Source organism: Stutzerimonas stutzeri (assembly GCF_019090095.1).
Classification (GTDB): Bacteria; Pseudomonadota; Gammaproteobacteria; order Pseudomonadales; family Pseudomonadaceae; genus Stutzerimonas; species Stutzerimonas stutzeri_AN.
The window spans coordinates 2,023,552-2,042,526 of record NZ_JAGQFP010000001.1; the positions used below are offsets into that span (position 1 = coordinate 2,023,552).

At 65.5% G+C, this 18,975-nt stretch carries 14 protein-coding genes; 9 read left to right on the forward strand and 5 right to left on the reverse strand.

Annotation, left to right across the window (positions count from 1 at the left end; genetic code table 11):
* The first annotated feature begins 368 nt into the window (after nt 1-368).
* From KVO92_RS08875 to KVO92_RS08885, 3 genes are all read left to right on the forward strand, one after another.
* Nucleotides 369-1,952, forward strand: a complete 1,584-nt coding sequence (locus tag KVO92_RS08875) for a peptide chain release factor 3 (RefSeq protein ID WP_217475215.1) — start codon at nt 369-371, stop codon at nt 1,950-1,952.
* Nucleotides 1,953-2,022: 70 nt separating this feature from the next.
* Nucleotides 2,023-2,331 carry a hypothetical protein gene (locus KVO92_RS08880; RefSeq protein ID WP_217475216.1) on the forward strand — a complete coding sequence of 103 codons (309 nt, stop codon included), beginning with the start codon at nt 2,023-2,025 and terminating at the stop codon, nt 2,329-2,331.
* Nucleotides 2,332-2,367: 36 nt separating this feature from the next.
* Nucleotides 2,368-2,775 (forward strand): endonuclease domain-containing protein, encoded by a 408-nt coding sequence (locus KVO92_RS08885; RefSeq protein WP_217475217.1) that lies wholly within the window; start codon nt 2,368-2,370, stop codon nt 2,773-2,775.
* 1,364 nt (nt 2,776-4,139) lie between these two features.
* Here KVO92_RS08885 and KVO92_RS08890 read toward each other — a convergent pair.
* From KVO92_RS08890 to ptsP, 4 genes are all read right to left on the reverse strand, one after another.
* The gene (locus KVO92_RS08890) at nt 4,140-6,542 is read right to left on the reverse strand and encodes a membrane-bound PQQ-dependent dehydrogenase, glucose/quinate/shikimate family (protein WP_217475218.1); all 2,403 of its coding nucleotides are present in this window, start codon (nt 6,540-6,542) and stop codon (nt 4,140-4,142) included.
* 120 nt (nt 6,543-6,662) lie between these two features.
* A complete protein-coding gene (locus KVO92_RS08895) occupies nt 6,663-8,408 on the reverse strand; it encodes a PTS fructose-like transporter subunit IIB (RefSeq protein ID WP_217475219.1) in 1,746 nt (581 codons plus the stop codon).
* A gap of 20 nt (nt 8,409-8,428) precedes the next feature.
* Nucleotides 8,429-9,367: a 1-phosphofructokinase gene (gene pfkB / locus KVO92_RS08900; protein WP_217475220.1), complete on the reverse strand. Its 939-nt coding sequence runs from the start codon at nt 9,365-9,367 to the stop codon at nt 8,429-8,431.
* Nucleotides 9,367-12,249, reverse strand: coding sequence for a phosphoenolpyruvate--protein phosphotransferase (gene ptsP / locus KVO92_RS08905; protein ID WP_217475221.1), 2,883 nt, complete (start codon nt 12,247-12,249; stop codon nt 9,367-9,369). Before ptsP ends, pfkB begins: the two co-directional genes overlap by 1 nt.
* A 257-nt stretch (nt 12,250-12,506) precedes the next feature.
* Here ptsP and cra point away from each other — a divergent pair, with 257 nt between their 5' ends.
* The 6 genes from cra (at nt 12,507) to KVO92_RS08935 (ending at nt 18,020) form a co-directional block, all read left to right on the forward strand.
* Nucleotides 12,507-13,496 carry a catabolite repressor/activator gene (cra, locus tag KVO92_RS08910; protein WP_217475222.1) on the forward strand — a complete coding sequence of 330 codons (990 nt, stop codon included), beginning with the start codon at nt 12,507-12,509 and terminating at the stop codon, nt 13,494-13,496.
* Nucleotides 13,497-13,738: 242 nt separating this feature from the next.
* Nucleotides 13,739-14,044: a nucleotide pyrophosphohydrolase gene (locus KVO92_RS08915; RefSeq protein WP_217475223.1), complete on the forward strand. Its 306-nt coding sequence runs from the start codon at nt 13,739-13,741 to the stop codon at nt 14,042-14,044.
* A complete protein-coding gene (locus KVO92_RS08920) occupies nt 14,041-14,790 on the forward strand; it encodes a methyltransferase domain-containing protein (RefSeq protein ID WP_217475224.1) in 750 nt (249 codons plus the stop codon). Before KVO92_RS08915 ends, KVO92_RS08920 begins: the two co-directional genes overlap by 4 nt.
* A 17-nt stretch (nt 14,791-14,807) precedes the next feature.
* A complete protein-coding gene (locus KVO92_RS08925; RefSeq protein ID WP_217475225.1) occupies nt 14,808-15,419 on the forward strand; it encodes a DUF4136 domain-containing protein in 612 nt (203 codons plus the stop codon).
* Between the two features lie 29 nt (nt 15,420-15,448).
* Nucleotides 15,449-16,009: a DUF4136 domain-containing protein gene (locus KVO92_RS08930; protein WP_217475226.1), complete on the forward strand. Its 561-nt coding sequence runs from the start codon at nt 15,449-15,451 to the stop codon at nt 16,007-16,009.
* Between the two features lie 1,561 nt (nt 16,010-17,570).
* A complete protein-coding gene (locus KVO92_RS08935; protein WP_217475455.1) occupies nt 17,571-18,020 on the forward strand; it encodes a DMT family transporter in 450 nt (149 codons plus the stop codon).
* 14 nt (nt 18,021-18,034) lie between these two features.
* Here KVO92_RS08935 and KVO92_RS08940 read toward each other — a convergent pair whose 3' ends face one another.
* Entirely contained in the window at nt 18,035-18,970 is a 936-nt protein-coding gene (locus tag KVO92_RS08940; protein WP_217475227.1) for an SdiA-regulated domain-containing protein, read from the reverse strand.
* Between the last annotated feature and the right edge of the window lie 5 nt (nt 18,971-18,975).

Sequence of the window (18,975 nt, forward strand, 5' to 3'; positions counted from 1 at the left end):
CGTGCTCGCGGGGTTCGAAAACCGGCAACCTCTCGTCGTCAGTACTTGAGCCGGATGGATCGTTTCCAGCATGGACGTTCGGGCGCGAACTTTAGAACCACAGCTGTTCGAGATCAACGAAAAATCCGTACTCACTCCCTTTTTCGAACGGTCTTGGCAAACCTACCGTATTCAAACCGACCGATATGACGCGGGGATGTTCCGATCGCATCGCCCCACCGCCTGCATTCGACGCCTTGAGCTGGCGCGCGAACAGCGCTGCTGCTTGCCGCTCCGCCGGCCGTAGCGACGGCAACAGCCGATATCGCTACGGCTTTGCTGCTATAATCGCCGGCTTTTTCTGACACGTTTTCCATACCGGGACCGCCATGACCACCCAGGCCGCCGAAGTCGCGAAGCGCCGCACCTTCGCCATCATCTCCCACCCCGACGCGGGCAAGACCACCATCACCGAAAAGCTGCTGTTGATGGGCAAGGCGATTGCCGTGGCCGGTACCGTGAAGTCGCGTAAATCCGACCGTCACGCGACCTCCGACTGGATGGAAATGGAGAAGCAGCGCGGCATCTCCATCACCACCTCGGTGATGCAGTTCCCCTACCGCGAGCACATGATCAACCTGCTCGACACCCCCGGTCACGAAGACTTCTCGGAAGACACCTACCGCACCCTGACCGCGGTGGATTCGGCCTTGATGGTCCTCGACGGCGGTAAGGGCGTCGAGCCACGCACCATCGCCCTGATGGACGTGTGCCGCCTGCGTGACACGCCCATTGTCAGCTTCATCAACAAGCTCGACCGCGACATTCGCGACCCGATCGAGCTGCTCGACGAGATCGAGGCGGTCCTCAAGATCAAGGCCGCGCCGATCACCTGGCCGATCGGTTGCTACCGCGACTTCAAGGGCGTGTATCACCTCAAGGACGACTACATCATCGTCTACACGCCGGGCCACGGGCATGAGCGCACCGACGTCAAGATCATCCAGAAGCTTGACTCCGACGAAGCGCGCAAGCACATCGGCGACGAGTACGACCGCTTCGTCGAACAGCTGGAGCTGGTTCAGGGCGCCTGCCACGAGTTCGACCAGGACGAATTCATCAAGGGCCAGCTGACCCCAGTGTTCTTCGGCACCGCGCTGGGCAACTTCGGTGTCGACCATGTGCTCGATGCCGTGGTCGATTGGGCCCCGCGCCCGCTGCCGCGTGAAGCCAACGAGCGGGTCGTCGAGCCGACCGAAGACAAGTTCACCGGCTTCGTCTTCAAGATCCAGGCGAACATGGACCCCAAGCACCGCGACCGTATCGCCTTCATGCGCATCTGCTCGGGCAAGTACGAAAAAGGCATGAAGCTGCGCCACGCGCGCATCGGCAAGGACATCCGCATCGCCGATGCCCTGACCTTCTTCTCCAGCGAGCGTGAGCAGTTGGAAGAAGCCTGGGCCGGAGACATCATCGGCCTGCACAACCACGGCACCATCCAGATCGGCGACACCTTCACCGAAGGCGAAAACCTCGGCTTTACCGGCATCCCGCACTTCGCGCCGGAACTGTTCCGCCGTGTGCGCCTGAAGGACCCGCTGAAATCCAAGCAGCTGCGTCAGGGCTTGCAGGAACTGGCCGAAGAAGGCGCCACCCAGGTGTTCTTCCCCGAGCGCAACAACGACATCATCCTCGGCGCGGTCGGCGTGCTGCAGTTCGACGTCGTCGCCAGCCGGCTGAAGGAGGAATACAAGGTCGAGTGCGCCTACGAGGCGATCAACGTCTGGTCGGCCCGCTGGATTGAGTGCGACAACGAGAAGAAACTCAAGGAATTCAGCGACAAGGCCTACGAGAACCTGGCGGTCGATGGCGGTGGTCACCTGACCTATCTCGCCCCGACGCGGGTAAACCTGAGCCTGATGGAAGAGCGCTGGCCGGAAGTGAAGTTCAGGGCGACGCGCGAGCATCACTAAGCGAGAAATCCCCCACAGCCGCCACTTGGTCGATAGGCTATGTTCAGCTATCGACCTTTGGGGACACGGCATGCGCCACCTTCTGTTTCTTTCCGCCTTGCTTGCCTCTGCCGCTCAGGCAGGGGTGCTGATCAACAGCCCCTACTGGGTCGTGGCACTGACCTGCTCGAATAATCAGGCGTGCTACGCCGCGAGCAACGGCAGCTACACCGGTTCATTGAACGGTGCACGACGCTTCGACGATCAGACCCAAGCCACGAAGTTCTTGAACAGCCTGACCTCCAGTCTGCGGGACAAATCTCCACGTCTGGAGCAGCACACGGAGCCGCAATGCGTGGAGTCCAGCGGTAACCGCGCGTACCAGGGGCGCCCCTGCTGAGCTGCTTTGACCCGCCTGTTTCACAGGGATTGTGAAATGCCCAATGAACGAGCCTCCATCGAACAACGCCAGTTCGCCCGACACCTTCGATACCAACTCACCGATTGCGAGCGCCTGCTGTGGCGGCAGCTACGCAATCGTGGTTTGGCAGGGTTCAAGTTCCGGCGGCAGCACCCGTGGCCGCCCTATGTGCTGGACTTCTATTGTGCCGAGCTGCGGCTGGTGGTCGAACTCGATGGCGGCCAGCACTATGACGATGCCGGACTGGCGAAGGACCGCTTGCGCACCGAGTACTTGAAGCGGCAGGGACTGGGCGTTCTGCGCTTCAGCAATCTGGATGTACTGCAGAATCTCGACGGTGTACTCGCTGAGCTGCTGCGCTGGGTCGACGCGCGGCCCCCTCACCCCAACCCTCTCCCCAAAGGGGCGAGGGAGCTGGACTGAGCGCGCCGGATGATGGTGGTTTATCTGTAACGGAATAGGTCGCCTCGCGGATCAGCGACTCAAGGGGCTACGTATTTCGACTGTGGTTTGACTGAGCTTTTGCGCTGGATCGAAACCCGCCCCCTTACCCCAACCCTCTCCCCAGAGGGGGAGGGGGCTGGATTGAGCGCGCCGGATGATGGTGGTTTGTCTGTAACGGAATAGGTCGCCTCGCGGATCAGCGACTCAAGGGGCTACGTATTTCGACTGTGGTTTGACTGAGCTTTTGCGCTGGATCGAAACCCGCCCCCTCACCCCAACCCTCTCCCCAGAGGGGAGAGGGAGCTGGATGGAGCGCGCCGGATGATGGTGTTTATCGGTAACGGAATAGGCCGCCTCATGGATCAGCAACTCAAGTGCTGCGCATTTCGGAGGTGATCTGGCTGAGCTTTTGCGCTGGATCCAAACCCGCCCCCTCACCCCAACCCTCTCCCCAGAGGGGCGAGGGAGCTGGATTGAGCGCGCCGGATGATGGTGGTTTATCTGTAACGGAATAGGCCGCCTCTTGGATCAGCGACTCAAGGTGCTGCGTATTTCGCGGTGGTTTGACTGAGCTTTTGCGCTGGATCGAAACCCGCCCCCTCACCCCAACCCTCTCCCCAGAGGGGCGAGGGAGCTGGATTGAGCGCGCCGGATGATGGTGGTTTATCTGTCACGGAATAGGTCGCCTCGCGGATCAGCGACTCAAGGGGCTGCGTATTTTGACTGTGGTTTGACTGAGCTTTTGCGCTGGATCGAAACCCGCCCCTCACCCCAACCCTCTCCCCAGAGGGGCGAGGGGGCTGGATTGAGCGCGCCGGAGGATGGTGGTTTATCTGTAACGGAATAGGCCGCCTCGTGGATCAGCGACTCAAGGTGCTGCGTATTTCGAAGGTGGTTTGACTGAGCTTTTGCGCTGGTTCGCCCCCCCTCACCCCAACCCTCTCCCCGGAGGGGCGAGGGGGCTGGATTGAGCATGCCGGATGATGGTGGTTTATCTGTAACGGAATAGCCATCCAGCGGATCAGCAACTTGAGGGGCAGCCCGCTTCAAAGGTCTGACTGAGCTACCGCGTTGGATCGAAACCCGCCCCCTCACCCCAACCCCTCTCCCCAAGGGGCGAGGGAGCAGGATTGAGCGCGCCGGATGATTGTAGGTCATGCGAAACGGGGTGCAGTCCGGCTAGCACATCGGCCAGCTACTCAGCATGCGAGGCCAAGCTGACTACCCGTCGTTCGGCTTACACGAAACCAGTCCCCTCTCCCCATTGGGGAGAGGGCTAGGGTGAGGGGGCGGAGTTCCGGCGGGTGACGTCGCCGAGGCCATCACGCCGAAGGCAGTCATCCCTACTCGCCTTCCTCATCAAGCGTAAAGGCCACCACCGAATCGCCGATCTTCGTGCCGAACGAGCCATGGCCGCCCGCCATCTGCACGACGTACTGCTTGCCGGTTTTCTCCGACACGTAGGTCATCGGCGTCGCCTGGCCGCCGGCGGGCAAGCGGCCCTTCCAAAGCTGTTCGCCGGTCTGCAGGTCATAAGCGCGCAGGTAGTAGTCCAGCGTGCCGCTCATGAAGGCCACGCCGCCTGCGGTAACGATCGGGCCACCCAGCGCGGGGGTGCCGACCGGCAGCGGGAGGGGAATTGGCGCACTGTCGCGGCTGGTGCCGTTCTTGTGCAGCCAGATCTTCTTCATGGTGCGTAGATCAAAGCCGGTCACATACCCCCACGGCGGGCTCTGGCAGGGCAAGCCCAGCACCGACATGAAGGGTTTGAGGGTGACCATGTACGGCGCGCCCAGGTTGGGTTGCAGGCCGGTCTCGCCACCGCCGGTGCGCAGGTTCGGGTCCACTTCGCTGCGCTTGACCATGGTGGAGACGAACGCCAGGTAATTGGGCGCGCCGAACAGGATCTGCCGACTCGGGTCCACCGCCACGGATGGCCAGTTGAAGGTGCCGACGTTGCCCGGATAGATCAACGAACCTCCTTCGGACGGCGGCGTGAAGTCCCCCTCGTAGCGCAGCTTGCGGAACTGGATGCGGCACATCATCTGATCCAGCGGCGTGCCGCCCCACATGTCGTGCTCGTACAGCGGCTCGTCCGGTGCATAGCTGACCGACGAGACGGGCTGGGTAGGTGCGGTGAATTCACCGTAGTCGGTGCCCTGCGGCACGGCGATCTCCTTAACCGGCACGATGGGCTCGCCGGTGCGGCGGTCGAGAATGTAGAGGTCACCGCGTTTGGTCGGCTGGATGATCGCCGGCACCTTGCCCTCGGGGCGATCGATGTCGACCAGCGTCGGCTGCGAAGGCAGGTCGCGGTCCCAAAGATCGTGATGCACCGTCTGGAATTCCCAGCGAATCTTGCCGGTTTCCAGATCCAGCGCCACCAGGGTGTCGGTAAAGCGCTCGGTTTCCGGCGTACGCGGTTCCGCCCATTGATCCGGTGTCTGGTTACCGGTGGGGATGAAGACCAGCCCCAAGGACTCGTCGGCGACCGAGGTTGTCCACCAGTTCGGCGTGCTGCGGGTGAAGGTTTCGCCCGGCACAGGCTCGGAGGCGTCCGGGTTGCCCGGGTCGAAATACCAGACCAGCTCGCCGCTGTGCACGTCGTAGGCGCGCACCACCCCGCCGGGAGAATCCACCGCACCGTTATCGGTAACCGAGCCACCGACAATCACCAGCTTCTCGGTCACGACCGGCGGTGAAGTCGGCAGGTAGACGCCCAACGCGCCGTCGCCAAGGCCTTCTTTCAGGTCGACCACGCCGGCATTGCCGAAGTCCTCACAGGGCTTGCCGTCGCCAGGGTCCAGCGCAATCAGCGTCGCGTCATTGGTCGGCAGGAACAGGCGCCGCTCGCAGCGGGCGGCGGGCTGATTTGGCTGTCCGGTCGAGGCCGCCGCGGCGTAGCGCACACCATCGTGGAACGCCAGGCCGCGACAGGTCATGTGCTGGTAGTACTCGGCCTTGCGATTGATGTTCGGGTCGTAGCGCCAGCGTTCCTCGCCGGTATCGGCGTCCAGGGCGATGGCGATGCTGTGCGGGGTACAGATGAACAGGCTGTCGCCGACCTTGAGCGGCGTCACCTCGTAGGTGAACTCACCGGGATCATTCGGCCCGGGCAGGTCGCCCGTGTGGTATTCCCAGGCTTTTGTCAGCTTGTCCACATTGCGCGGGGTGATCAGGTCAGCGGTGGAATAGCGATCGCCTTGCTCGGATCCGCCATACGCCGGCCATTCACCCGTCGAGCGGCCGGCCTGCCCCTGCGGGTTGAGGCCTTGCATCTGCGCATCGCTGAACGCGCCGTTGATCGAGTGATAGTCCTGCGTCCAGGAGAACACGGCCATCAAGGCGCCGGCCACCAGGCCGATGCCGAGCAGGCCGCTGGCGCCATCGCGCCAGACCAAGCGGTCACTGACGTAGCGATTGACGAAGGGCAGGATCAGCCAGAGGCCGAGGATGCACCACAGGTCGATCCGTGGTGCCAGCTGCCACCAGTCGAAGCGAACCTCGTAGATCGTCCACGCCAGCGTCGCCAGCAGCAGCACCGCATACAGCCAGATCGCCGCACGGTGCCGGACGAACAGCAACCCGGCCACCACCAGCAAGCCGATGCCCGCGATCAGGTAATACCACGACCCTCCCAGCGCGGCGAGATAGCCGCCACCGAGCGCCATCAGCGCGCCCAGCACCAGCACCACCAGGGCGGTCAGCGTGATCCGTAAAGGACGGGGGCCGTATTCGATACTCATCGCAGTCTCCAGCCGGTTCGTTTTCTCGAAGCAAAAGCGGATGGATGGCGTTCAGCTAACCCCATCCGTCTAACAGTGGATGCGGCAGAACCGCCTTAGTTCAGCATTTTTAGCCCTACCTCAGGCCGTTGCACCGACCGCCAGAGGCTGTGCCTCGGGCCGTTTGATCACCGCATAGATCACCCCGGTGACCACGCTGCCGGCGAGGATGGCCGCCAGGTAGAGCAACGCATGGTTGATCGCATTGGGGATCAGCAGCACGAATAGCCCACCATGGGGCGCCAGCAGCTTGGCGCCGACCGCCATGGACAGCGCGCCGGTCAGCGCACCGCCGGCGATGCTGGCCGGGATCACCCGCAGCGGGTCCTTCGCGGCGAAGGGGATCGCGCCTTCGGAAATGAAGCAGCAACCGAGCACCAGCGCGGCCTTGCCGGCTTCGCGCTCGGTCTGGGCGAACTTGCGACGGGCGATCAGCGTGGCGATGCCCATGCCGATCGGCGGGACCATGCCGGCGGCCATGGTGGCGGCCATCGGCGCGTAGCTCTGCGAGGCGAGCAGCCCGACCGAGAACGCGTAGGCCGCCTTGTTGACCGGCCCGCCGAGGTCGACGCACATCATGGTGCCGAGCAGCAGCCCGAGCAGAATGGCATTGGACGTGCCCATGGTGTCGAGGAACTCGGTGAGTCCGGCCAGCATCTTCGCCACTGGGGTGCCGACGATGTAGATCATCACCAGCCCGGTAAACAGGCTGGCCAACAGCGGGATGATCAGGATCGGCTTGAGCGATTCGACACTGGCCGGCAAGGGAATCCAGCGGCTCACGGCTTTGGCCGCGTAGCCGGCGACGAAACCGGCAATGATGCCGCCGATGAAGCCCGCGCCGAGGGTGCCGGCCAGCAAACCGCCGATCATGCCGGGCGCAAGGCCGGGCCGGTCGGCGATGGAATAGGCGATGTAGCCGGCCAACAGCGGCACCATCAGCTTGAAGGCCGTCTCGCCGCCGATCTGCATCAGTGCGGCGGCCAGGGTCCCCTCCTCCTTGAACGCCTCGATACCAAAGACGAACGACAGCGCGATCATCAGGCCGCCGGCAACGACCATCGGCAACATGTAGGACACGCCGGTCAGCAGGTGCTTATAGACGCCGGTCTTCTCGCCCTTCTGCTCCGCGGCGCCAGCGCCAGCGCTAGCCGCCGCGCCGCCACTGAGCACCGCACCTTCTGCCAGCGCGCGATCCAGCGTCGCCTCGGGTTGCTTCAGCGCCACGCCGGTGCCACAACGAAACACCCGCTTGCCGGCGAAGCGCGCCACGTCGACCTCGATGTCGGCGGCGAGCAGCACCACATCGGCCTCCTCGATGGCCTGGGGGTCGAGCACGTTGCGCGCGCCTACCGAGCCGCGGGTTTCCACTTGCAAGTCATAGCCTTTGCGCACCGCCGCCTGCTGCAGCGCTTCGGCCGCCATGAAGGTGTGCGCGACACCGGTCGGGCAGGCGGTAATGGCCACCAGCTTGGGCTTGCCGCCGGCCGGCGCAGCGTCGGCGTCATCGGTCTGTGGCAGTTCGGTGGCCGTCTCGGCGGCGCTGCGCAGAAAGCCCTCCGGGTCGAGCAAGGCTTCGGATGGCGTCGATTGCACCACGCGCTTGCCGACGAAACGCTGCAGCGACAGCGGCCCGGTCTTGACCACCACGACCAGGTCGGCGTTGGCGATCTGGGCCGGCGTGAGCGGCGAGCCGATGGCCTTGGGGTCGTGGACCTCCACGGCGGTCGACCAGCCCAGGCGCTGGGCCGCCGCTTCAAGCAGGCGTGACGTCAGCACGCTGGTGACCATTCCGTTGGGACAGGCCGTGACGATGAGCAGATTCATTCCTTCACCTCTTATTTGAATTATTGGCTGAGCGGCTCAAGCCGTGTGGCGGTCTCGAGCTCGGCCAGTTGCGCTCGGTCGGTAATCCCGAAGCCCACCTGCCCCACCGCCTGCGCGGCGATCGCGGTGGCATGCGCGAGGGTGCGTTCGGCGGGCCAGCCTTCGAGCAGGCCGTGGAGCATGCCGGCCAGCAACGAGTCGCCGGCGCCAACGGTGCTGACCACCTGGACCTTCGGCGGACGCGCGTGCAAAGCCCCGCTCGGCGAGAACCAGCTAACCCCCTCGGCGCCCTGGGAAATCACCACATGCTCGATTCCTTCGCGCCGCAACGCCTCGGCCTCGACGGCCAGTGCGTTTGAACCCGCGAGCTCGACCCCGCGCGCCTCGCCCAACTCTTCTTCGTTGGGCTTGATCAGCCAGGGTGACGCGGCAAGGCCTTCGCGCAGCGCCGCACCGCTGGTGTCCAGCGCGACGCGCGCGCCGAGCGCCTTGAGCCGTTGCAGCAGCTCGACGAACCAGGGCACCTCGATACCGCGCGGCAGGCTGCCGGCGACGACGACGAGGTCATGACCGGGCACCAGCCGCTCGAGCCGCGCCAGCAATTCGCTGCGCTGTTCGGCGGCGACGTCGAGTCCCCGGCCGTTGATGTCCGTGACCTGCCCGCCGGCTTCGGCCAGCTTGATGTTGCTGCGGGTATCGCCTGCCACGCGAACGAACGCGTCGGCAAAGCCTCGCGCGGCGAACAGCTGCTCGAACGCCTGCGGATTGCCCTCACCGAGAAAGCCGGTGACGGTCAGTTGGTGGCCGAGATCAGCCAACACCTGAGCGACGTTGAGGCCTTTACCGGCGGCATGCACCTGCAGGCTGTCGCTGCGATTCACCTCGCCCAGGCGCAGCGACGGCATCCGCACGGTCAGGTCGAGGGCCGGGTTGAGGGTGACGGTCAGGACGCGGGCCATCAGCAATGCTCCCCGACAAAGGCGCGCACCTCATGGGCACCGGGCAGCCTCAGCGCCTGTTGCGCCAACTGCTGACAGGCGGCGAAATTCAGCTCGCGCACCCGTGCCTTGACCAAGGCGATGCTGCGTGCCGAGACGCTCAACTCGTCGACACCCAGCCCCACCAGCATCGGCACGGCCAGCGCATCGGCCGCCAGTTCGCCGCAGACACCGACCCACTTGCCATGGGCGTGGGCCGCCTCGACCGTCATGCCGATCAACCGCAGCACCGCCGGGTGAAGGCCATCGGCCTGGCCGGACAGGCTCGGGTGGCCGCGATCGATGGCCAGGGTGTACTGCGTCAGGTCGTTGGTGCCGATACTGAAGAAGTCGACTTCCTGGGCCAGCACCGGCGCGATCAGCGCGGCAGACGGGATTTCGATCATGATGCCGACCTGCAAATCGGCCACCGGCAGCTCGACGCGCAGGCGATCGACCATGGCCTTGGCGGTGCGCCATTCCTCGATGTTGCCGACCATGGGAAACATGATGCGCAGCGGACGGCCATCGGCCGAGGCGAGCAAGGCGCGCAGCTGGGTTTCCAGAATCTCCGGACGTTGCAGGCTCAGGCGGATGCCGCGCACGCCGAGAAAGGGATTCTCCTCGGCCGGCATCGGCCAGTACGGCAGCGGCTTGTCACCGCCGACGTCCAGCGTGCGCACCACCAGCGGTCGGCCTTCGAGGGCGTCCAGCACGCGGCGGTATTCGGCTTCCTGGGTCGCCTGATCCGGCGCCTGGGCGTGGTCCATGAACACCAGCTCGGTGCGCAGCAGTCCGATGCCTTCGGCGCCCATCGCCACGGCGTCTGGCGTTTCGCCGGCGGCACCAATGTTGGCGGCGATCTCCACCGCATGGCCGTCGCGGGTAACCGCCGGCTCAAGCCGTCGCTCGTTCGCCAGACGCTTGCGCTCCTCGCGGGTGGCGCGTTCGCTTCGGGCCTGATCGAGCTGCGCGTCGGTCGGCGAAACCAGCAGCTCGCCGCGTTCGCCGTCAAGCAACAACAGGGTGTTGGGCGCCAGCCCGAGCACACCCGGCCCGGCGCCGACGATGGCCGGAATACCCAGCGCCCGCGCAATGATCGCGCTGTGCGAGGTGGCGCCGCCGCCCGCGGTGAGAATGCCGGCGACCCGCTGGGCATTGAGCGTGGCGACGTCCGACGGCGCCACTTCATCCATCACCAGGATGTAGGGTTCATCCGGCGCCTGCTCGGCCTCGACGCCGGTCAGACAGGCCAGCACCCGGCGGCCCACATCACGCAGATCAGCCGCGCGCTCGGCCAGCAGCTTGTCGTGCAGCGCCTCCTGTTGCTGCGCCGCGCTTTCGATTTCCTCCATCCAGGCCGCTTCGGCGCTCAGGCCTTTCTGCAGGCGCACCTGGACTTCCTCGCGCAGCGCTGGGTCCTTGAGCATCGCCTGGTGGGTGGTGAAGATGTCGCGGATGCTGGCAACTTGGCTTTCCTGAATCAGCACGCCGATCTCGCCGTGTACCTTGTCCAGCGCGCGATCGAGCCGCTGCAGCTCGACTGCCGGCGACTCGCCGCGTTGGGGGTAATCGATCACCTGCGGTTTGCGCACCAGCACCGGGCCGATGGCGATGCCGGGCGACGCGGCGATGCCGTTCGCCTGCTCACCGGCGCGCAACGCGGCCTGCTCGATGACCGACTCTGCCGGCCCCTGCGCCATGACAGGCGGCTCGCTCGCCTCGCCAGGTGCCGGCAATGGCTCAACCTCCTCGCCCAAGCCGTCTTCGACCGCTCGCACCAAGGCCGGCAGTGCATCGCCGGCAATGGCGGGCTCGGCCGTGAATTCCAGAATTTGACCGCGCTGCGCGCCCAGTGCCAGCAGCTTGCTCAGACTCTTGGCCGACACACCGGCGCTCTCGCTGCCGGCCAGGCGCACGCGGATCTCGCCCTCGAAGGCCTGGGCAGTTTCGGTCAGGGTTTTCGCCGGGCGCGCGTGCAAGCCATGGGCGTTGGCCAGCGGCACCTGGGCGCTCGGCCAGTCGGCGGGCACCTCACCGCCGAGGGCTTCGAGTACGGTACGGCTGGATGTCGCCTCGCTCAGTTCCTGCCCGCGCCCTTCGATGAGCAGGTTGCACAGCCGTTCGAGCATGGCCCGGTGCGCTTCGCCGAGGCTGGCCAGGACGAACAGGCCTTTGAGTGGTTGATCATGATGGTGGAGGTCGGACGCCGGCGTGACGAAGGCCAGCCCCGGGCGCTGCACCGACTGCTCGCTGCTCAGCCACCACAAGCCGTCGCCCAGCGGCAGCGCCTGGTTCAGCGGCAGGCTGGCATTGAAACCAGGCTCCACGCACTGCGCACGTTTGAGCAGCTTGACGCCCTGCCAGGCCAGCTCATCGAAGTCGTCGGCGGCAACGCCCAGCCCGACCAGTTCGCCATCCAGTGCCAACTCCTGCGGTGCGCCCTGCAGCAGGTCGATAATCGCCTCGGGGCTCTCGGCCTTCTGCAGCGCCTCGCTCAGATCACCCTCGCCTAAGGCTCGGGTCAACAGCTGCAACAGCCGCAAGTGCTCGTCCGAGCGCGCGGCGATGCCGATGGCGAGGTACACCTGCTGGCCGTTGCCCCAGTCCACACCGGCAGGAAAATGCATCAGCCGCACGCCGGTGGTGAATACCTGATCGCGCGTCTCCGGCGTGCCATGCGGGATGGCGATGCCCTGTCCTAGAAATGTCGAGCCCTGCGCTTCCCGCGCGCGCAACCCGTCGAGGTAACCGGGCGCCACCAGCCCATCCGCCACCAGCACCTCGCTCAGCAGCGCCAGTGCGCTTGGCTTGTCCGTCGCGGTCTGGTGCATGTGGATGTGCTGTGCATTCAACTCAAGCATGGGAAAACTCCTTGCGGGCTCGCGCTTATTGTTCTGGGCCGGTCGTGTGAGCCGACGGGGCGGTGTCGCCCGAACTCTGAATCGACGCGTAAGACCGAATCGCTGCTGAAACGTTTCAGCTAAGGTTGGCACATTACGCAATATTGGGTAATTCTAGAAGCCCGAGTTCATACCACCCGTCTCGGCCCTACCCCGTCCTGCAGGCATGACGCACGCCTGCGCCGCGGCGTAACGGGACCAGACCTTAGGATCTTTAGTTGAAACTGACCGACATTGCCCGCCTCGCCAACGTATCGGTGACCACCGCCAGCTATGTGCTCAACGGCAAGGCTGTCCAACGCCGGATCAGCCCGGCCACGGTCGAGCGCGTCATGGCCGTGGCCGAACAGCAGGGCTTCCAGCTCGACCAACAGGCCGCCGGCCTGCGCCGCGGGCAGTCCCGCACCATCGGCTTCATCGTTCCGGACCTGGAAAACCCCAGCTACGCACGCCTGGCCAAGCTGCTCGAGCAGCGCGCCCGGCAACGCGGCTACCAATTGCTGATCGCCGGCTCCGACGACGAACCGGATACCGAGCGCCAGGTCATCCAGGTGCTGCGCTCACGCCGCTGCGATGCATTGATCGTCGCCAGCAGCCTGCCAGCGGACGATGCCAGCTACCGGACGCTGCTCGCCGGCGGCACCCCGGTCATCGCCCTGGACCGCGCGCTGGATGCCGAGCACTTCTGTTCTGTCGTCAGCGACGACCGCGAAGCGGCCGCGCAGCTGACCCGCTCCCTGGCGGCACCGGCCGATGCCCATATCGCACTGATCAGCGCGCGGCCAGCGCTGCCCATCAGCCAGCAGCGCGAGCAGGGGTTTCGCCAGGCGCTCGCGCGCCACGCCGGGCCGATCAGCGTGCTCCAGGCCGAACAGTTCAGCCGTCCCTGCGGACGCGAACAGATGCTCGCCCTGCTCGACCGCGGCCCACTGCCCGCTGCCTTGATCACCACGGCCTACGTCCTGCTCGAAGGCGTCTTCGATGCGCTGCGTGAGCGCGACCTGCTCTGGCCCGAGCAGCTGCGTCTGGCCACCTTCGGCGATGCGCAGCTACTCGACTTTCTGCCGATCCGCGTCAATGCCATTTCTCAGCAGCATGGTCAGATTGCCGAGCAGGCGCTGGAGCGGGCAATTGCCGCCATCGAGCACGGCGACTACCGCCCCGGGGTGATTGCCGTTGCGCGTGAGCTGAAAGTGCGCCGCCCCTGACGTGCCGCCGGTGCCGATCCTGCTGGAGCGGCGTGCTGACCAAACGCTGCGATCCGGGCTGGCAGCGTCGCGATAACCCGAGCCGGCACCGAGCCTTCACAGCCCCGGCAAGCCGGACCGACGTGCCAGCTGCTTCGGCGAGCGAGCTCGCGGCTGCCGGTTCTGCCACTATAGGCAATCGATCAACCGCCGGTGATGCCCGCCGATAGCGCCACCGCCCTGCCTGAACACGCCTTTCTCAGATGAACATCGAACAGATCACCCAACGCCTGCATGCGATCCGCGACCGCAACGACTGGCGGCGTTTCCACAGCCCGAAGAACCTCGCCATGGCCGCCAGCGTGGAGATGGCCGAGCTGGTGGAGATTTTCCAGTGGCAGACCGAGGACGAATCACGCCAGCTGTCGGCCGACCAACTCGACCACGCCGGCCAGGAAATCGGCGACATTCTCATGTACCTGCTCTTGATGTGCAGCGAGCTGGGCATCGACATGGAGCAGGCGCTGTTGGCCAAGCTGGCCGACAACGAGCGGCGGTTCGCCCGATGAGCGATCGCCATTTCGATGAGTTGGCGACGCGCTTCGCCGAGAAGATCTACGGCGGCGCCAAGGGTGCGATCCGCCTTGCCGTGCTGCAGGCGGATCTCGCCGAAGTTCTACCGGAACGCTCATTGCGCGTCCTGGACGTCGGCGCAGGCCTTGGCCACATGAGCCTGTGGCTGGCGCAGCAGGGCCATCAGGTGACACTGGCCGAACCCGCCGAACCCATGCTCGAAGGCGCGCGCCAGCAGTTCGCCGAAGCCGGCCAGCAGGCAACGTTCATCCAGGCACCCTGGCAGGAGGTTGAAGCGCATGTCGAAGGCCGTTTCGATCTGGTCATCTGCCATGCGGTGCTGGAGTGGCTCGCCGAGCCGCAGGCGATCCTGCCGGTGCTGCATCGCCTGGTTGCAGAGGACGGCTGGCTGTCGCTGGCCTTCTACAATCGCGATGCGCTGATCTACCGCAACCTGCTCAAAGGCCATTTCAAGAAACTGCGCACCCAGACCTACGCCGGTGAGCGCCAGAGCCTGACGCCGCAACAACCGCTCGACCCGCGCGAGCTGGCCGCGCAACTCGTGCCGCACTGGCAGGTCGAATCAACCAGTGGCGTGCGCGTATTCCATGACTACATGCCCGCCGATTTCCAGGCCCGTACCGAGCCTGCCGACCTCATCGAGATGGAACTGGCCTACCGCCGCCATCCGACATTCGCCGGCCTCGGGCGTTACCTGCACTGGCTGTGTCGGCCCCGCTGAGCCGACCGGGAGGTCCGATGTCGTTGCGCGCTTTTCTGCCGTTGCTCTGCCTGGGTCTGGCGGCCTGCCAGGGCAGTAACCCGTACACCGAGGAATCAGCGCCGATCCCGCCGGCACCGCCGATCGAGCAGATCCAGTCACCGGTCTACCCGGCCGCACCGCGAGACTTTTCCAGCTATCAGAGCTGGAGCTGGCGCAACCCGCCGGCCGGCACCGGCTCGATCGCCGGCGAGGAATTGCAGGAAATGGTCGCCGGCGCCCTTGATCAGCGCGGGCTGCGTCCGGCCCCCGCCGGGGGCAAGGGCGACGTTCAGATCAGCGCCAGCGCCCGGCTGGAGACCCGGGTTCGCCAGGTATACGATGACTACGGGCCGCGGGTCGGCGTGGGTCGCTACGGCGGCTATGGCCCAGGCTACGGCAGCGGGGTTGGCATCGGCGCCAGTGCCCCGGTGATCCGTAATTATGAAGAACAGGTCATTACGGTACGTATCGAGATGATCGACAGCGCCTCCGGCCAGACCGTCTGGAGCAACCGCGCCGCGGCCCGTAGCGGTAGCAGCCAGGCCGAGCGCAAGGACGCGGCCCGCGAGGCGGTGAACAGCGCACTCGCCGATTACCCGCCGCACTGATTCCGCGCGCGAGCGCGAGGAGGCCCCTGATGTTCCGCTCATTGCTGATGCTTCCCTTGCTGCTGGTGCTGGCTGCCTGCCAAGGCCCACAGGTGCAACGGGATTTCGACCCGCAACGAGATTTTTCCGCCTATCGGACCTGGAGCTGGCAGGAGCCGGCGCTGCAGTACCGCCCGGACGATCCACGCATCAAGAGCGACCTGACCGAGCAACGCATCCGCAGTGCGGTAAGCGAGCAGCTCGACCAGCGCGGCTTGCGCCCGGCCCCGTCCGGACAACAGCCGGATGTTCGGGTGCAGGCCTGGTTCATCGTCGATGAGCGCACGCAGCAGTACAGCACCGCCTCGATGGGCGCCTGGGGCAGCCCGTGGTATGGCTATTGGGGCGGGCCGATGATCACCGATACCCGGACCATTCATTACCAGGTCGGTACCTTGCAGATCGATTTTTACGACGCGAAGGACGGCAAGCTGGTCTGGCGTGGCAGCTCCGAACGGATACTGCGCGACGATCCGGGCAGCCCGCAGGAGCGCACCGGAGCGCTGCGCCAAGCCGTGACCGACGTGCTGTCGCAATACCCACCGCACTGACCGGCCTCCCGCTCGACACCAAAGGCTTCGCCCCGAGGTCGGGGCTCCCACATGGCAAAACCACGGCACACCGCCGGCAGCCCGAACTTTTGTGGGAGCCGCGCCCCCGCGGCGAATGCGGACCAACCGCCGGCACAGCATCAAAAGCTTCGCCCCGAGGGCGGGGCTCCTACACAGCAAAACCAAGCCACAACGCCGACAGCCCGAACTTTTGTGGGAGCCGCGCCCCCGCGGCGAATACAGACCAACCGCCGGCTCGGCACTAAAGGCTTCGCCCCGAGGGCGGGGCTCCTACATAGCAAAACCACGGCACACCGCCGGCAGCCCGAACTTTTGTGGGAGCCGCGCCCCCGCGGCGAATGCGGGTTAACTGCCGGCCCGGCATTAAAGGCTTCGCCCCGAAGTCGGGGCGCCTACACAGCAAAACCAAGCCACAACGCCGACAGCCCGAACTATTGTAGGAGCCGCGCCCCTGCGGCGAATGCGGGTTAACCGCCGGCTCGGCACTAAAGGCTTCGCCCCGAGGGCGGGGCTCCTACACAGCAAAACCAAGCCACAACGCCGACAGCCCGAACTTTTGTGGGAGCCGCGCCCCCGCGGCGAATGCGGACCAACCGCCGGCACAGCATCAAAAGCTTCGCCCCGAGGGCGGGGCGCCTACACAGCAAAACCAAGCCACAACGCCGACAGCCCGAACTTTTGTGGGAGCCGCGCCCCTGCGGCGAATGCGGGTTAACCGCCGGCTCGGCACTAAAGGCTTCGCCCCGAGGGCGGGGCTCCTACACAGCAAAACCAAGCCACAACGCCGACAGCCCGGACTATTGTGGGAGCCGCGCCCCCGCGGCGAATGCGGACCAACCGCCGGCACAGCATCAAAAGCTTCGCCCCGAGGGCGGGGCGCCTACATAGCAAAACCAAGCCACAACGCCGACAGCCCAGACTATTGTGGGAGCCGCGCCCCCGCGGCGAATGCGGGTCAACTGCCGGCTCGGCACTAAAGGCTTCGCCCCGAGGGCGGGGCTCCTACCCAGCAAAACCAAGCCACACCGTCGACAGCCCGAACTTTTGTGGGAGCCGCGCCCCCGCGGCGAATACAGACCAACCGCCGGCGCAGCACCAAAGGCTTCGCCCCGAGGTCGGGGCGCCTACACAGCAAAACCAAGCCACAACGCCGACAGCTCGAACTATTGTGGGAGCCGCGCCCCTGCGGCGAATGCGGGTTAACCGCCGGCTCGGCACTAAAGGCTTCGCCCCGAGGGCGGGGCTCCTACACAGCAAAACCAAGCCACAACGCCGACAGCCCGGACTATTGTGGGAGCCGCGCCCCCGCGGCGAATGCGGGTTAACTGCCGGCACAGCATCAAAAGCTTCGCCCCGAGGGCGGGGCTCCTACCCAGCAAAACCAAGCCACACCGTCGACAGCCCGAACTTTTGTGGGAGCCGCGCCCCCGCGGCGAATGCGGCCGCCGCCCTTGCCGTAGACGCGCCACGCGCCGAAAATGGCCGCCCGGTCGTATCCGCCGTTCCGGCTGGATGCCATATGAACATGGAGTTGGATCGCATGCCCGTCGTCGCCTGGTGGCTTCTCATTCTGCCCTTCGTTGCCGGGGCCTTTCTGCCGCTTCAGGCCGGTATTAACGGGCAGGTCGCCAAGCACTTCGGCAGCGTGATGAGCGCAGCCATGCTGTCCTTCGCGGTGGGCACAGCGGCGCTGGTCTGCGTGGTGGTGTTTCAGCGTGACATGCCTGGGTTACAGGCGCTCCGCGGCCTGAACTGGTACCACTGGTGCGCCGGCCTGCTGGGTATGTTCTTCATCGCCACCGCCGCCTTCGCCGGCCCGCGTATCGGCGCACTGCTGTTCATGGCGTTGGTGCTGGCCGGCCAGCTGGGCATGGCCATGCTGCTGGACCACTTCGGCTGGGCGGGCTTTCGCCAGTCCTCGATAAGCCTCGGCAAGATCATCGGTCTGCTGCTGATCGTCGGCGGCGTCTGGATGATCCGCCGCGGCTGAGCGCGACGGTTGAACTACTCGCGCTCGAAGGCATAGAACAGATTGGGTTCGCTGACCAGATACAGGTCGCCACGCGCGTCGAAGGTCATCCCCTCGGCCTGCGGCACGCTCTTGTCCAGGCCGGCGAAGCCGCTCCACAACGAGCGGAAGCTGACCAGCTCGCCGCGACCATCGAGCTCCAGCAGCATCTTGGCTTCGTCGCTAAGCAGCACCAGATGACCGGTGCGCTCATCGAAGTGAACCGAGGACAGGTCGCTGGCCATGTCCTTGTCTGCGATCCACGCCTCGCGGTCGATGATCTTGAGATTCAGCTTCCCGTCGAGGCTGGATTTGACGCCCTGAATCTCGTACAGCTTGCGTGGTGAGTGCTCCTTGACCACGAAGAGTCGATCGCCGGCACGATCGTAGCCCAGGCCCTCGAAGCCGGCATTCTCCTCGCTACCCACCGGCAGCGACAACGAGGCGAAATCAGCGCGTCGCAGCGCGCCGGGCTCGCTCGGCACCGGCATGATCACCAATGTCTGACTGCGCTCCTCGGCGACGGCCAGCAGGTCATCGCCCAGATAGGTGACGGCTTCGACGTCGGTGAAGCCCTCCAGCGGATAGCGCGCCATGAACCGGCCGTCCGCGTCGATTGCCACCAGCTCCTCGGGGTTGTTCACCACGGCCCAGAGGTGGTTGCGCCGCTCATCGAAGGTCAGCCCGGACAGGTTATCGCTTATCGTCGCCACCGGACGCGCATCGACTCGTACGTGGTACTCCGGCAGCCAGAGGCTGCGGGCTTCGCGGCTGTCGGCGTGCCATGCCGACTGCAGGGCGTAGAAGACACGCTCGTCGAGATGCAGGCTGACGGCGGCATAGAGCAGCCCGGCGGCGAGTGCACCCAGGCCCCAGACCTGCGGACGCACATCGGGCAATCGCCACGGACGGATAGTGAAAATGGAGGGCATGTTCG